Annotated in this window: 13 protein-coding genes; 11 read left to right on the top strand and 2 right to left on the bottom strand. The window is 70.6% G+C overall.

All coding sequences use genetic code 11. The annotated features are described in order from the left end of the window. Positions 1–2 precede the first annotated feature (2 nt). The 5 genes from ACIQF0_RS37720 (at position 3) to ACIQF0_RS37700 (ending at position 6169) form a co-directional block, all read left to right on the top strand. Complete coding sequence (locus ACIQF0_RS37720; protein WP_401037967.1) at positions 3–758, top strand: TetR/AcrR family transcriptional regulator; 756 nt, start codon at positions 3–5, stop codon at positions 756–758. 106 nt (positions 759–864) lie between these two features. Next, a complete protein-coding gene (locus ACIQF0_RS37715) occupies positions 865–2106 on the top strand; it encodes a hypothetical protein (RefSeq protein ID WP_401037964.1) in 1242 nt (413 codons plus the stop codon). Further along, a complete protein-coding gene (locus tag ACIQF0_RS37710) occupies positions 2103–3059 on the top strand; it encodes a glutamate ABC transporter substrate-binding protein (protein ID WP_401037961.1) in 957 nt (318 codons plus the stop codon). The genes ACIQF0_RS37715 and ACIQF0_RS37710 overlap by 4 nt, the downstream gene beginning before the upstream one ends. 9 nt (positions 3060–3068) lie before the next feature. Then, entirely contained in the window at positions 3069–5201 is a 2133-nt protein-coding gene (locus ACIQF0_RS37705) for a tetratricopeptide repeat protein (RefSeq protein ID WP_401037959.1), read from the top strand. Beyond that, positions 5201–6169 carry a PP2C family serine/threonine-protein phosphatase gene (locus tag ACIQF0_RS37700; RefSeq protein WP_401037956.1) on the top strand — a complete coding sequence of 323 codons (969 nt, stop codon included), beginning with the start codon at positions 5201–5203 and terminating at the stop codon, positions 6167–6169. The genes ACIQF0_RS37705 and ACIQF0_RS37700 overlap by 1 nt, the downstream gene beginning before the upstream one ends. On the opposite strand, the gene ACIQF0_RS37695 is transcribed toward ACIQF0_RS37700, so the two are convergent. Continuing rightward, positions 6132–6704 carry a TetR/AcrR family transcriptional regulator gene (locus tag ACIQF0_RS37695; RefSeq protein ID WP_401037954.1) on the bottom strand — a complete coding sequence of 191 codons (573 nt, stop codon included), beginning with the start codon at positions 6702–6704 and terminating at the stop codon, positions 6132–6134. The two genes, ACIQF0_RS37700 and ACIQF0_RS37695, sit on opposite strands and share 38 nt — an antisense overlap. 74 nt (positions 6705–6778) lie before the next feature. Between ACIQF0_RS37695 and ACIQF0_RS37690 the strand changes: the two genes are divergently transcribed. Genes ACIQF0_RS37690 through ACIQF0_RS37680 form a run of 3 tightly spaced genes read left to right on the top strand, consistent with a single transcriptional unit; the run spans position 6779 to position 8898 of the window. Continuing rightward, positions 6779–7666, top strand: a complete 888-nt coding sequence (locus ACIQF0_RS37690; protein WP_401037951.1) for an NAD(P)H-binding protein — start codon at positions 6779–6781, stop codon at positions 7664–7666. A gap of 38 nt (positions 7667–7704) precedes the next feature. Further along, positions 7705–8121 (top strand): hypothetical protein, encoded by a 417-nt coding sequence (locus tag ACIQF0_RS37685; RefSeq protein ID WP_401037949.1) that lies wholly within the window; start codon positions 7705–7707, stop codon positions 8119–8121. A 9-nt stretch (positions 8122–8130) separates the two neighbouring features. Further along, positions 8131–8898, top strand: a complete 768-nt coding sequence (locus ACIQF0_RS37680) for an alpha/beta hydrolase (protein ID WP_401037947.1) — start codon at positions 8131–8133, stop codon at positions 8896–8898. Here the strand turns inward: ACIQF0_RS37680 and ACIQF0_RS37675 are convergent. Beyond that, positions 8891–9922 (bottom strand): LacI family DNA-binding transcriptional regulator, encoded by a 1032-nt coding sequence (locus ACIQF0_RS37675; RefSeq protein WP_401037944.1) that lies wholly within the window; start codon positions 9920–9922, stop codon positions 8891–8893. The genes ACIQF0_RS37680 and ACIQF0_RS37675 overlap by 8 nt on opposite strands. 136 nt (positions 9923–10058) lie before the next feature. Between ACIQF0_RS37675 and ACIQF0_RS37670 the strand changes: the two genes are divergently transcribed. Genes ACIQF0_RS37670 through ACIQF0_RS37660 form a run of 3 tightly spaced genes read left to right on the top strand, consistent with a single transcriptional unit; the run spans position 10059 to position 12838 of the window. Further along, positions 10059–11072, top strand: a complete 1014-nt coding sequence (locus tag ACIQF0_RS37670) for a sugar ABC transporter substrate-binding protein (protein WP_401037941.1) — start codon at positions 10059–10061, stop codon at positions 11070–11072. A 3-nt stretch (positions 11073–11075) separates the two neighbouring features. Continuing rightward, on the top strand, positions 11076–12077 hold the full coding sequence (locus tag ACIQF0_RS37665; protein ID WP_401037938.1) for an ABC transporter permease: 1002 nt from the start codon (positions 11076–11078) through the stop codon (positions 12075–12077). Then, positions 12074–12838, top strand: coding sequence for an ATP-binding cassette domain-containing protein (locus ACIQF0_RS37660; protein ID WP_401037935.1), 765 nt, complete (start codon positions 12074–12076; stop codon positions 12836–12838). Before ACIQF0_RS37665 ends, ACIQF0_RS37660 begins: the two co-directional genes overlap by 4 nt. Positions 12839–12886: the final 48 nt, after the last annotated feature.

The raw sequence follows: 12886 nt of genomic DNA, 5'->3' as shown, positions 1-12886 counted from the left end.
TCGTGATCGAACACACGGGCAGCGGTGACCCTGCGCGGACGCTGGCGTTGCTGTGGCGCACCCAGGAACGCGTGTCGCGCAAGGGCAAGCCGGACCTGAGCGTGGACCGGATCGTGCAGGCGGGCATCGCGCTGGCCGACGCGGACGGGCTCAAGGCGCTGTCGATGCGCCGCGTGGCCGAGTCGCTGGGCGTGGGGACGATGTCGCTCTACACCTACGTGCCGGGCAAGGGCGAGCTGATCGACGTCATGGTCGACACCGTGCAGGCCGCGACCGGGCGCGAGGCGGCCGGCGCCTGGCGGGAGCACCTGACGTACGTGGCGCGGGAGAACCTGGCGCTGTACCGGCGGCATCCGTGGTTGTTGCAGGTCGCGCCGTCCCGCACGGTGCTGGGCCCGCAGGTCGCGGCCAAGTACGACTTCGAGCTTTGCGGGCTGGAGGGCGTCGGTCTGTCGGACGTGGAGATGGACTCGGTGCTCAACCTGGTGCTCGGGCACGTGCAGAACTCGGCGCGCGGCCTGACCGCGGCGGCGGTGACCGAGAAGGAAACAGGATTGACCGATCAGCAGTGGTGGGACGCGGCGGCGCCGGTGCTGATGACCGTGTTCGACCCGGCCCGCTTCCCGGTGGCAGCACGGGTGGGCGCCGCGGTCGGGGAGGCGCACCAGAGCGCGTTCAGCCCGGAGCACTCGTTCGAGTTCGGGCTGGAGATGCTCCTCGACGGCGTCAATCGGCTGATCGAGTCGCGTCGGCTGTAACTGCTGAGTGACACCTTGCGGGATGCGTCGTTAATTCCCACACGGTGTCACTTGGGTGCCTACAGTTACGCCACGCCGATCAACTTCACCGCTGGGAGGCCCGCTCGTGGTGATCGACTCGCAGCCCCGGCAGGCGCTGGTGCGCCGCGTCACCGGCCTGGCGCGGTCGACCCCGGGACGGCTGAGCCTGATCGTCGTGGTGCTGGTGGTGGCGAGCCTGGCCAGCGGCTGGTTGTCGACGTGGAGCGTGAACCGCCAGGAGCGGGCGCTGGAGGACCTGGCGACGCGGTCCGAACCGCTGGCGCACGCGGCGCAGGAGGTCTACCGGGCGTTGCAGGACGCCGACGCGACGGCGGCGAGCGCGTTCCTGTCTGGCGGGCTGGAGCCCTCCCAGCTGCGGGAACGCTACGAGAAGGACATCGCGCAGGCGCAGGCGGCGCTGTCGGTGGCGACGGCCTCCTCCCCCGATCTGACGGCGACGCTGGCGGCGCAGCTGCCGGTCTACACGGGACTCATCGAGACGGCGCGCACGAACAACCGGCAGGGTTTCCCGGTGGGTGCCGCGTATCTGCGTGAGGCGTCGGGGTTGATGCGCACGCAGCTGCTGCCGGCGGCGCAGGAGCTGTACCGGGCGGAGACGGACCGGGTGTCGCGGGCGCAGGACGAGGCGAACTTCCCCTGGGGCTCGGTCGGGGTGGCGCTGGCGTTCGTCGTCGCGCTGGTGCTGACGCAGCGGTATCTGACCCGCCGGACGAACCGGCTGCTCAACGTCGGCCTGCTGGTGGCCACGGGTGCGGCGGTGGTGTCGCTGCTGTGGGTGACGACGGTGTCGGTGCTGGTCATGAACGACGTGTCGGACTCGCGGGCGGCCTCGCAGAAGGTCGACGTGCTGGCGCAGGCGCGGATCGCGACCCTGACCGCGCGGGGCGAGGAGACGCTGACGCTGGTCGCGCGCGGTGCGGGCCAGGCCTACGAGAAGAACTTCGTCGAGGTCTCCGAACGGCTCGAAGGTCTGCTCGACCAGGCGCTGCGGCTGGGCAACACCGAGGCCGTGGACCAGGCGATGCGGCAGTTCCGGCAGTGGCAGCAGGTCCACCAGCGCATCCGCGAGGCCGACGACGCCGGGCAGTACAACGACGCGGTGGCGCTGATCGACAACCCGTACTTCGACTCGCTCGACGAGTCCCTGGTGCGTGCGATCGGCGAGGCGCGGCAGGACTTCAGCGACGAGGTGGCGGTGGCGCGGGCGTCGCTGGCGGGCACGGTGGTCGGGGTGCTGGTGCTCGCGGTGATCGGCGCGGCGGGGTCGGCGATGGGGTTGTGGCAGCGGCTCAAGGAGTACCGGTGAGGCGACTGGCGTTGGCGGCGGTGATGCTGCTCGGAGCGTGTTCGGCGGGTCCTGCGCCCAGCGAGGTCGTGCCGCGCAGCGCGGCGGCACCGCAACCGGCGAACGCGAGCACGGTCGCCGCGGCGCCGAGCAGTGCGGCGAACCCGCCGCCGTCGTGTGACGCGACGGCGAGCCTGCGGCCCGGCCCGTTGCCCGTGGCCGGGCAGATGCCGTCCGGGTCGACGATGGCGAAGATCGCGCAGCGGGGCCGGTTGATCGCCGGGGTGGACCAGAACTCGTACCTGATGGGGTTCCGCAACTCGTTCACCGGCGAGATCGAGGGTTTCGACGTCGACGTGGCACGGCAGATCGCGAAGGCCGTGTTCGGTGACGAGAAGAAGGTGCAGTTCAAGGTCGTCACGGCGGCCGAGCGGATCCCGATGCTGCAGAGCGGCGCCGTGGACGTGGTGGTCCGCACGATGACGATCACCTGCGACCGGCTCAAGGACGTGGACTTCTCGCAGGTCTACTACCAGGCGGGACAGCGGGTGCTGGTGCGCCGCAACTCCGGCATCACCGGCGTGGAGAGCCTCGCGGACAAGCGGGTGTGCGTGGCGTCGGGGTCGACGTCGCTGGGCAACGTGGTGAACCGCGTGAAGACGACGGTGAGCGTGCCGAACTGGACGGACTGCCTGGTGATGCTGCAGCAGGGGCAGACCGACGCGATCTCCACCGACGACACGATCCTCGCGGGACTGGCGGCGCAGGACCCGTACACCGAGGTCGTGGGGTCGCGGTTCACCGACGAGTCGTACGGCGTGGGCGTGCCGAAGGGCCAGGAGGACCTGGTGCGGTTCGTCAACGGCGTGCTGGAACGGATGCGCACCGACGGCACGTGGAGTGGGATCTACCGGCGGTGGCTGACCCCGCTGGGTCCGGCACCAACGCCGCCCGTCGCGCGTTATCGGGACTAGGGGGCAGCGATGAGCGAAGAGGTTGATCTGCCCGAGACCGGGCCGTCGACGGCGCCAGGGACCGCGCCCTGGTCGTCGTCGCAGGAGGTGTCGCGGTCGAACTCGGGCCGCACGCGGCGGGGCAGCGCGCGGTCGATGAGCCGTGGCCGGCTGGGCGCGGGGCTGGTCGAGGTGCCGCGGGTGCCGTACCGGGATCCGAAGACCGCCGTGCTGGAGCAGCCGGAGGTGCCGGAGGCGAAGCGGTTCTGCTCGAAGTGCGGCAAGAAGGTCGGGCGGCGCAAGGACGGCAAGCAGGGCCGGGTGGAGGGCTTCTGCCCGCAGTGCGGGCACGCCTACTCGTTCACCCCGAAGCTCGCGCCCGGTGAGGTGCTGCACGACCAGTACGAGGTGCTGGGCTGCCTCGCGCACGGCGGCCTGGGCTGGCTGTACCTGGCGCTCGACCACGCGGTGAGCGACCGGTGGGTGGTGCTCAAGGGCCTGCTCGACTCAGGGGACGCGGACGCGATGGCGGCGGCGCTGGCCGAACGCCGGTTCCTGGCCGAGGTCGAGCACCCGAACATCGTGAAGATCCACAACTTCATCCGGCACGAGAGCCGCGACAGCGACAAGCGCGTCGAGTACATCGTGATGGAGTACGTCGGCGGCGAGTCGATCAAGGACATGATCACGCGCCGGCGCCGGGAGGGCCGCGGAGACGAGGCGCTGCCGCTGGCGCAGGCGATCGCCTACGTGCTGGAGATCCTGCCCGCGGTCGGCTACCTGCACGGCGTGGGGTTGTTGTACTGCGACTTCAAGCCGGACAACATGATCCACACCGAGGAGCAGCTCAAGCTGATCGACCTGGGCGCGGTGCGGCGCATCGACGACCACCACTCCCCCATCTACGGCACGATCGGCTACCAGGCGCCGGAGATCGGCACGATCGGCCCGTCGGTGTTCTCCGACATCTACACGGTCGGGCGCGCGTTGGCGGTGATGAGCTTCCCGTTCGACTTCCGCGGCCGCTGCAAGGACCGGCTGCCCACGGTGGACGAGGAGCCGTTGCTGGGCCGGTTCGAGTCGTTCCACCGGTTGCTGCTGCGCGCCACGAACCCGAACCCCGAGCTGCGGTTCTCCTCCGCCGAGGACATGGCCGAGCAGCTCACGGGCGTGCTGCGCGAGGTGCTGGCGATCGAGGACGGCGTGGTGCGGCCGGGCCTGTCGCGGCAGTTCACGCCGGAACGCCGCCGCTTCGGCGTGGAAGGCTCGCTCGACCTCGCCGAGGTGGCGCTGGCGTTGCCGGCGCCGAGCGTGAGCACCTCCGACGCGGCCGCCTCGTGGCTGGCGACGGCGACGACGTCGGACCCGGCGGGGCTGCGCAAAGCACCGGAGTTCACGGTGGAGGTGCGGCTGCGGATCGTGCGGGTGCTCATCGAGTCGCGCGACACCGAGGCGGCGTTGAAGGAGCTGGACTCGCTGACGGCGCCGTCGATGTTCGACGAGCCGGAGCTCGACCCGGCCGAGGACTGGCGCCCGGACTGGTACCGGGGCCTGGCGGCTTTGACCGATGGCCGGGCTTCCGACGCGCTGGGGTTCTTCGACGCGGTGTGCTCGGCGGTACCGGGTGAGGCTGCCCCGAAGCTGGCGCTGGGCGTGTGCGCGGAGGCCACCGGGGAGTTGAAGGCCGCGGCGGGCTGGTACGAGCTGGTGTGGCGCACGGATCACTCGTACGTGTCGGCGGCGTTCGGGCTGGCGCGGGTGCTGCTGGCGTGCGGGGACCGCGCACGGGCGGTCGAGGTGCTGTTGTCGGTGCCGGACACGTCGTCGCAACATCTGGCCGCGCAGATCGCGGCGGTGCGCGCGCAGCTCGGCGACTGCGGCGCGGAGGACCTCGTCGCGGCCGGGGAACGGTTGCACGCCTTGGACATCGACGTCCATTCGCACACGCAGCTGTCGGCCGAGGTGCTGGAGGCGGCGTACGACTACGTGACCCGCAATCAGGCCGCTGAGGGCAAGGTGCTGGACTGTGCACTCTCCGAACACGAGCTTCGGCTGGGTCTCGAGCGGCGCTACCGCACGCTGGCCCGGTTCGCTGCCACGCCGGAGGAACGGATCGCATTGGTGGACCGCGCGAACGCGGTAAGGCCTAGGACGTTGGTTTGATGGACACCCTGAAGTGCCCGGAGTGCTTCGCGCCCGTCGCGGCGGAGGACCGGTTCTGCGAGGCGTGCGGACGCAACCTGCTGGTCCGCCGCACGCCGCTGGGCGGACCGACCGGTCCCGCGCAGGCCTCGTGCATCCTGTGCGGGTCGCCCGACATCGACGACGAGGACTACTGCACCCAGTGCGGCCGTCACCAGCCCTCGGCGCGTGACCGGGTCGAGTACGCGCTGGGCGCGGTGTCCGGTGTGTCGGACCGGGGCAAGCGGCGGGCGCGCAACGAGGACTCGATGGCGTTCGGCCACGTCGCGGGCAAGGGTGTCGCCGCCGTCGTCTGCGACGGCGTGGCCTCTTCCGAACGCGCCGAGCAGGCTTCGCAGGCCGCCGCGGACGCCGCGGTGGAGGTGCTGCTCAACGCCCTGATCGACACCGCGGACGCCGAGCAGGCCATGGTCGACGCGGTCGCCGCGTCGTGCTCCGCGGTGGAGCAGCTGATCGAGCTGGAGCCGATGGAGGCGGGCGGGCGGGGTGTCGCGCCGTCGTGCACGTTCGTCTCCGCGCTGGTCACGGAGAACGCGGTGACGATCGGCTGGGTCGGCGACAGCCGCGCCTACTGGCTGTCCGACGAGGGCTCCAAGCAGCTCACCACGGACGACACGTGGGCGGCGCAGCTGGTCGCCGAAGGCGTGCTGACCGAGGAGCAGGCGCGCACGGACCGTCGCGCGCACGTGCTGTCGCGGTGGATCGGCGCGGACGCGGGCCGGGTGGAACCGCAGGTCGTGACGCTCAAGCCGACCTCGCCGGGCGTGTTCCTGCTGTGTTCGGACGGCCTGCACAACTACCGTCCGCAGCCCGAGGACCTGCAGCCGCTGCTGCCGTGCGGGCCGGAGGAGTTCGTGAAGGTCGCCCTGGACGCGGGCGGCCACGACAACATCACCGTGGTGCTGGTGCCGTTCGCTCCGGCGGAGTGAAACCCCGCACGGTCAGGTCGACGAGCCGTTCGGCCTGACCCGCGGTGCCGTGTTCCCTGGTCCACGCCGCCGCGTTCATCAGGGTGAACACGTCCTCGCCGGTCAGGTCCGCGCGGACCTCGCCGGCCTCGATGGCGCGCCGGACGAGCCGGTCGCCGATGCCGGTCATCCGCACGCACGACTCGTGCAGCTCGTCCTCGGTGCTGTCCGCGAGCAGGGCGGCGAGTCCCTGGTAGCTCGCGGCGTGCGTGACGACCAGGTCGATCCAGCGGCGCAACGCCCCGGCCGCCTGCGGTGCGGCGAGCAGGTCCTCGCCGGTGTCGAAGAGTTCCTCGTTGCGTTCCCGCAGCAGCGCGCCGACGAGTGTGCGGCGGTTCGGGAAGTGCCCGTAGAGCGTGCCGATCGCGACGCCCGCACGCCGTGCGACGGCTTCCAGTGACGCGTCGGTGCCCTGCTCGGCGAACACCGCGTCGGCCTCGGTGAGCAGGCGTTCGTAGTTGCGGCGTGCGTCCGCGCGCGGCTTCCTGGTGGGCACCGTTGCTGCTCCCGCTTAAGTCGAGGTAGCCTCGAAATAAGAAGTCGAGGCCGCCTCAGTCTATGGGGGAACTGATGATTCTGGTGTTCGGCGCGTCGGGCAGCATCGGCCGTCGCCTGGTGGAGCTGCTACCCGCGGACGAGGTGGTGGCGTTCGCGCGGGATCCGGCGAAGGGTGCCGCGCTGGGCTGCCGGTACGTCGTCGGGGACCTGGACGATCCGGTGTCGGTCGCATCGGCGCTGGTCGGCGTGGAGAGGGTGTTCCTCAACGCGGGCGGCGCGGTGCCTGCGCCCGGCGAGCAGCCGATGGTGCGGCAGCAGCGGGCGGTGATCGACGCGGCGGTGGCGGCCGGGGTGGCGCACGTGGTGAAGCTGTCGGTGTGGCACGCGGCCGCGGACGGTCTGCTCGCCGAGGGGGCGCACTGGGAGGTCGAGGAGCACCTGCGGTCCTCCGGGCTGGGGTGGAGCGTGCTGCGGCCGAGCGGGTTCATGCAGAACTTCGTGACCGGCGGTGGCACGTTCACCGAGAACGGGCACCTGCTGGGCGCCTACGGGGACGCGCGGGTGTCCTACGTCGACTGCGCGGACATCGCGGCGGCCGCGGCGGTGCTGCTGACCGGGGATCCGCGGCCGGGGTCGACGTTCGTGCTGACCGGGCCGGAGGCGCTGACGCAGGCCGAGATCGCGGCGCGGCTGTCGGTGGTGGCCGGCCGCGAGATCCGCTACGTCGACCTGCCCGCGGTCGAGTTCGCGAAGCGCCTGGTCGCGCTGGGTGTGCCGGAGGCGTTCGCGGGCGATGTGGCGACGTTGTTCGCCGATGTCGCGGGTGGCCGGCTGGAGGGGACGACGCCGGATCTGGCCGGGTTGATCGGGCGGCCGGCGCGGACGTTCGACGAGTTCCTGGCGGCCGAGGCGGACGCGGTGCGTCAGGTCTGGGCGGACGAAGTCCACACCTTCGAGTGATTTACCGCCGGCTAACCGCCGAGGCGCACGGTCGGGTCGTGAGATTCGTTTCTGTCGCGGCAGTGGCCGCTTTCGCGTTGGCCGGGTTGTCCTCGGGGGTGGCGCACGCGGAGTCGGCGCCGGGGTGTGGTCCGGTGACGCAGATCGGCAGCACCGCCTACATCGGCTGGGAGGCCGGCGCGCAGTGGGCGTCGGTGAAGCAGTTCAAGGGGTGCGGCAAGAACTGGGCCTACGTGTACGTGTGGGACAGCTACCACAACCTGGGCCACGACTACCGCGTCTCGGCCGGGGTGCTGACGTCCAGTGGCACGAAGGGCTACAAGAAGGGCGGCAACCGGCAGCAGGAGGTGTGGTCGTCGGGCACGGACACGCTGGACGTGTGCACCCAGGCGCAGGGGCACCTCTACGACAACCCGGAGTACGCGCACTTCGCCACGACCTCCAAACGGTGCTGAGATGAGCTGATGCGGAGGCCGGTGTTGATCGCGGTGGCGGTGGTTGTCACCATCGTCGCCGTGGTCTTCACCTTCCAGCGCAAGCTCGTGTACTTCCCCTCCCCCGGCCCGGTGCCCGCAGCCGAGGAGGTGCTGCCCGGTGGGCGCGACGTTCGTCTGGTGACGGCGGACGGTCTGCTGCTCGACGGCTGGCACTTCGAGCTGCCGGACGCGACCGTCACGGTGATCGTGTTCCCCGGCAACGGCGGCAACCGGGCCGGTCGGGTGTCGCTGGCCCGGGAGCTGACCGCGCGGGGCCTGTCGGTGCTGTTGTTCGACTACCGCGGCTACGGCGACAACCCGGGCAAGCCGTCGGAGGAGGGCCTGACGTTCGACGCGCGGGCGGCGCTGGACCTGATCGACGGGCCGGTCGTCTACTTCGGTGAGTCGCTGGGCGCGGCGGTGGCCGCGGAGCTCGCGACGTTCCGCGCCCCCAAGGGCATGGTGTTGCGCTCGCCGTTCACGTCGCTGGCGGCGGTCGGCTCGCACCACTACCCGCGGTTGCCGGTGAAGATGTTGTTGCAGGACAAGTTCCCCGTGACGGAGCGGGTGTCCGCGGTGGACGTTCCGGCCGTGGTGCTGCTGGGCACTAAGGACTCGGTGGTGCCGCCCGCGCAGAGCCGTGAGGTGGCGACGGCGGCGCGCGCGAAGCTGGTCGAGATCGCGGGCGCGGACCACAACGACGAGGTGCTGGTGTCGGGTCCGCAGGTGATCGACGCGGTGCTGTCGGTCAGCTGACCGGCGCGATCTCGCCGGACCCGCGGCGCACGAGGGCGGCGGGGACGACGGCGTGCACGGGCGGTGAGGTGTCGCCGTCGATGCGGGCGAGGATGAGCTCGGCGGCCCTGCGGCCGATGCCGGGGACGTCCTGGCGCACGACGGTGATGCCGGGGTCGAGCATGTCGGCGAGCGGGAAGTCGTCGAACCCGATGACGGCGACGCGGCGGTGCAGGTCACGGGCGCGCAGCAGCCGCATGGCGCCGACGGTGACGAGGTTCTGGGCGGTGAACACCGCGGTGGGCGGCCGGTCGAGGTCGAACAGCGCGCCGGTGGCGGTCTCGGCGAGGTCGGCGCCGTGCAGGTCGGTGCGCACGAGCTCGTCGCGCAGGGTGAGGCCTGCCTGGGCGAGGCCTTCGAGGTAGCCGGTGTAGCGCTCCTGGCTGGTCCACAGGGTGCGGCGGTCGCCGAGGAACGCGATGTCGCGATGGCCCAGTGCGGCCAGGTGCAGGACGGCGTCGCGGGAGCTGTCGCGGTTGGTGGTGGTGACGCAGTCGGTGCCGCCGAAGGTGGGGGGCCGGTCGACGAGCACCATCGGGGTGCCGCGGTCGCGTTCCTGCTGCAGGGCGTCCTGGTGCCCGCCGACGGCCATGACGACGACACCGTCGACCCGGCGAGTGGACAGCGACACGAGCAGTTCGCGTTGCAACGTGTGGTCGTCCTCGCTGCTGCCGGCGAGCACGAGGACGCCGGCGTGGCGGGCGCGATCCTCGACGGCGCGCAGCAGGGCGGCGTCGAAGGGGTTGGACAGGTCCTCGAACAGCACGCCGATGGTGGCGCTGCGACGGTCTGAGCGGCGCAGGCTGCTGGCGGTCAGGTTCGGGCGATAGCCCAGGGTGCGGGCCGCCTCACGGACGCGGTCGGTGACCTCCGTGCCGGCGCCGGGCAGGCCGTTGATCACGCGGGAGACGGTCTTGGTGCTGACCTTCGCCAGCGCGGCGACGTCGCGCATCGTGGGTTCACGTCTGCCGTCTGCTCGGTCCATGTCCACGTCCTACGACTCTTGCGTCAACGATGACGCAACGGTATACCCGTTTGCACAGCTCGCGTAGCCGCTCTTCCGTTCACGATCCGAGGGACCTCGGGCGGGCGGTTACGTCAACGTTGACGTAGGAGTTGCCATGCGTAGAACTGTCGGGGTCACCGCAGCGGCGTTGCTCACCTTGGTCACCGCGTGCGGAGGTGGTGGGTCCTCCAGCGGCGGCACGACGCTGGTGGGGCTGGTGACGAAGACGGACACGAACCCGTTCTTCGTGAAGATGAAGGAGGGCGCGCAGCAGGCGGCCTCGTCGGCGGGCGCGACGGTGCAGTCGTTCGCGGGCAAGCAGGACGGTGACAACCAGACGCAGGTCGACGCGATCGAGAACCTGATCGCGTCGGGCGCCAAAGGCATTCTGATCACGCCGAGCGACTCGAAGGCGATCGTGCCGTCGGTGGACAAGGCGCGGGCGGCGGGTCTGCTGGTGATCGCGCTGGACACACCGCTGGAGCCGGCCAGTGCCGCGGACGCGACGTTCGCGACCGACAACTACAAGGCCGGGTTGCTGATCGGGCAGTGGGCGAAGTCGAAGTTCGCGAAGGAGGGCAAGCAGGCCAAGATCGCGCTGCTGGACCTCAACCCGAACCAGGTGTCGGTGGACGTGCAGCGCGACCAGGGTTTCCTGGAGGGCTTCGGCGTCGACGTGAAGGACAAGGCCCGCATCGGTGACGAGTCCGATCCGCGGATCGTGGGCCACGACGTGACCAACGGCGATCCGTCCGGTGGCCGCACGGCGATGGAGAACCTGCTGCAGAAGGATCCGGGCGTCAACCTGGTCTACACGATCAACGAACCCGCGGCGGCCGGTGCCTATGAGGCGTTGAAGGCGGCGGGCAAGGAGAAGGACGTCGTGATCGTGTCGGTCGACGGCGGCTGTCCCGGCGTGAACAACGTCAAGGCCGGGGTGATCGGGGCGACGTCGCAGCAGTACCCGCTGAAGATGGCGCAGCTCGGGGTGGAGGCGGTGTCGAAGTTCGCGAAGGACGGCTCGAAGCCGCAGAACACCGACACCGGGGTCACGTTGATCACCGATCAGCCCGCGGACGGCGTGGAGTCGAAGGACTCGGCGTTCGGCCTGCAGAACTGCTGGGGCTGAGCCGTGACCGCGGTGGTGGAGGAACGGGATCGTTCCGTGCTCACGCGCGTGCAGCACCTGTTGCACGCGCAGGCCACGATCGGACCGGCGGTGGTGCTGCTGGTGTCGGTGATCGTGTTCGCGTTGCTCTCGGAGCGGTTCCTGACGCCGGGCAACATCTCGCTGATCCTGCAGCAGGTGGCGGTGGTGGGCACGCTCGCGGTCGGGCAGACGATCGTGATCCTGACCGCCGGGATCGACCTGTCGTGCGGGGCGATCATGGTGCTGACCTCGATCGTGATGGCGAAGGTCGCCTCGGAGACGGGTCTGCCCGGGTTGCCGGCGCTGCTGCTGGGTTTCCTGGTGGGCACGGTGTGCGGGTTGCTCAACGGGTTGCTGGTGACGCGGCTGAAGCTGCCGCCGTTCATCGTCACGCTGGGCACGTTGAACGTGTTCTTCGCGTTGAACCTCTGGTATTCGGGCAGTGCCACGATCCGTGGCACGGACATGCCGTCGTTGCTGCTGTTCACCGGGCAGACGTTCACCGTCGGCGGCACGCGCATCACCTACGGCTCGATCATGTTGGTGCTGCTGGTGGCGGCCATGGCTTTTGTTCTGAAGAACACCGCGTGGGGCCGGCACGTCTACTCGACCGGTGACGACCTGGAGGCCTCCCGTCTGTCGGGCATCCGCACGGCGCGGGTGCTGCTGTCCGTGTACGCGACGGCGGGGCTGATCTACGCGGTGGCGGCGTGGACGTTGATCGGCCGGATCGCCTCGGCTTCACCGCAGGCGGGGCAGACCGACAACCTGGACTCGATCACGGCGGTGGTGATCGGCGGGACGTCGCTGTTCGGTGGCCGCGGCGCGGTGGTGGGGTCGCTGATCGGCGCGTTGATCGTCGGCGTGTTCCGCAACGGCCTGGCGCTGGCCGGGGTGGACGTGTTGTGGCAGACGATGGCGGTCGGTGTGCTGATCATCGTGGCGGTGTCGCTGGACCAGTGGATCAGGAAGGTGAAGGCATGACCACCCCGATCCTGCAGGCAACGGGCCTGGTCAAGCGCTACGGCAGGGTGACGGCGCTGGCGGGTTCGGACCTGGAGCTGCTGCCGGGCGAGATCCTCGCGGTGATCGGCGACAACGGCGCGGGCAAGTCGTCGCTGATCAAGGCCCTGTCCGGCGCGGTGGTGCCGGACGAGGGCGAGGTGTTGCTCGACGGCTCCCCCGTGTCGTTCTCCACACCGCTGGACGCGCGCAACGCCGGCATCGAGACGGTGCACCAGTCCCTGGCCGTGTCGCCGTCGCTCGACATCGCCGCGAACCTGTTCCTGGGCCGGGAACTGCGCCGCAAGGGCGTGCTCGGCTCGGTGTTCCGGATGCTCGACCGCACCGGCATGCGCGACGAGGCCCGCCGTCAGCTCGACGCGCTGGGGATCATGACGATCCAGAACCCCGGCCAGGCTGTGGAGACCCTCTCCGGCGGCCAGCGTCAGGCCGTGGCGGTGGCACGGGCGGCGGCGTTCGGCAGCCGTGTCGTGATCATGGACGAGCCGACGGCGGCGCTGGGCGTGCGGGAGTCGCGTGCGGTGCTGGACCTGATCCTGCAGGTCCGCGAGCGCGGTCTGCCGGTGATCCTGATCAGCCACAACATGCCGCACGTGTTCGAGGTGGCCGACCGCATCCACATCCAGCGCCTGGGCCGGCGCAAGGCGGTGGTGGATCCGAAGTCCATCTCGATGTCGGACGCGGTGGCGATCATGACCGGCGCCATGGAACCGCCTGGCTGACGCCGAAGGGGTTGTCGATCACGTACCGCCACCGGCCGTCCTCGCCCC

The sequence above is a fragment of the Lentzea sp. NPDC092896 genome (assembly GCF_044754905.1).
Taxonomy (GTDB): domain Bacteria; phylum Actinomycetota; class Actinomycetes; order Mycobacteriales; family Pseudonocardiaceae; genus Lentzea.
The sequence above is the reverse complement of the archived record's forward strand: the minus strand, read 5'-3'. Positions and strand labels throughout refer to the sequence as shown.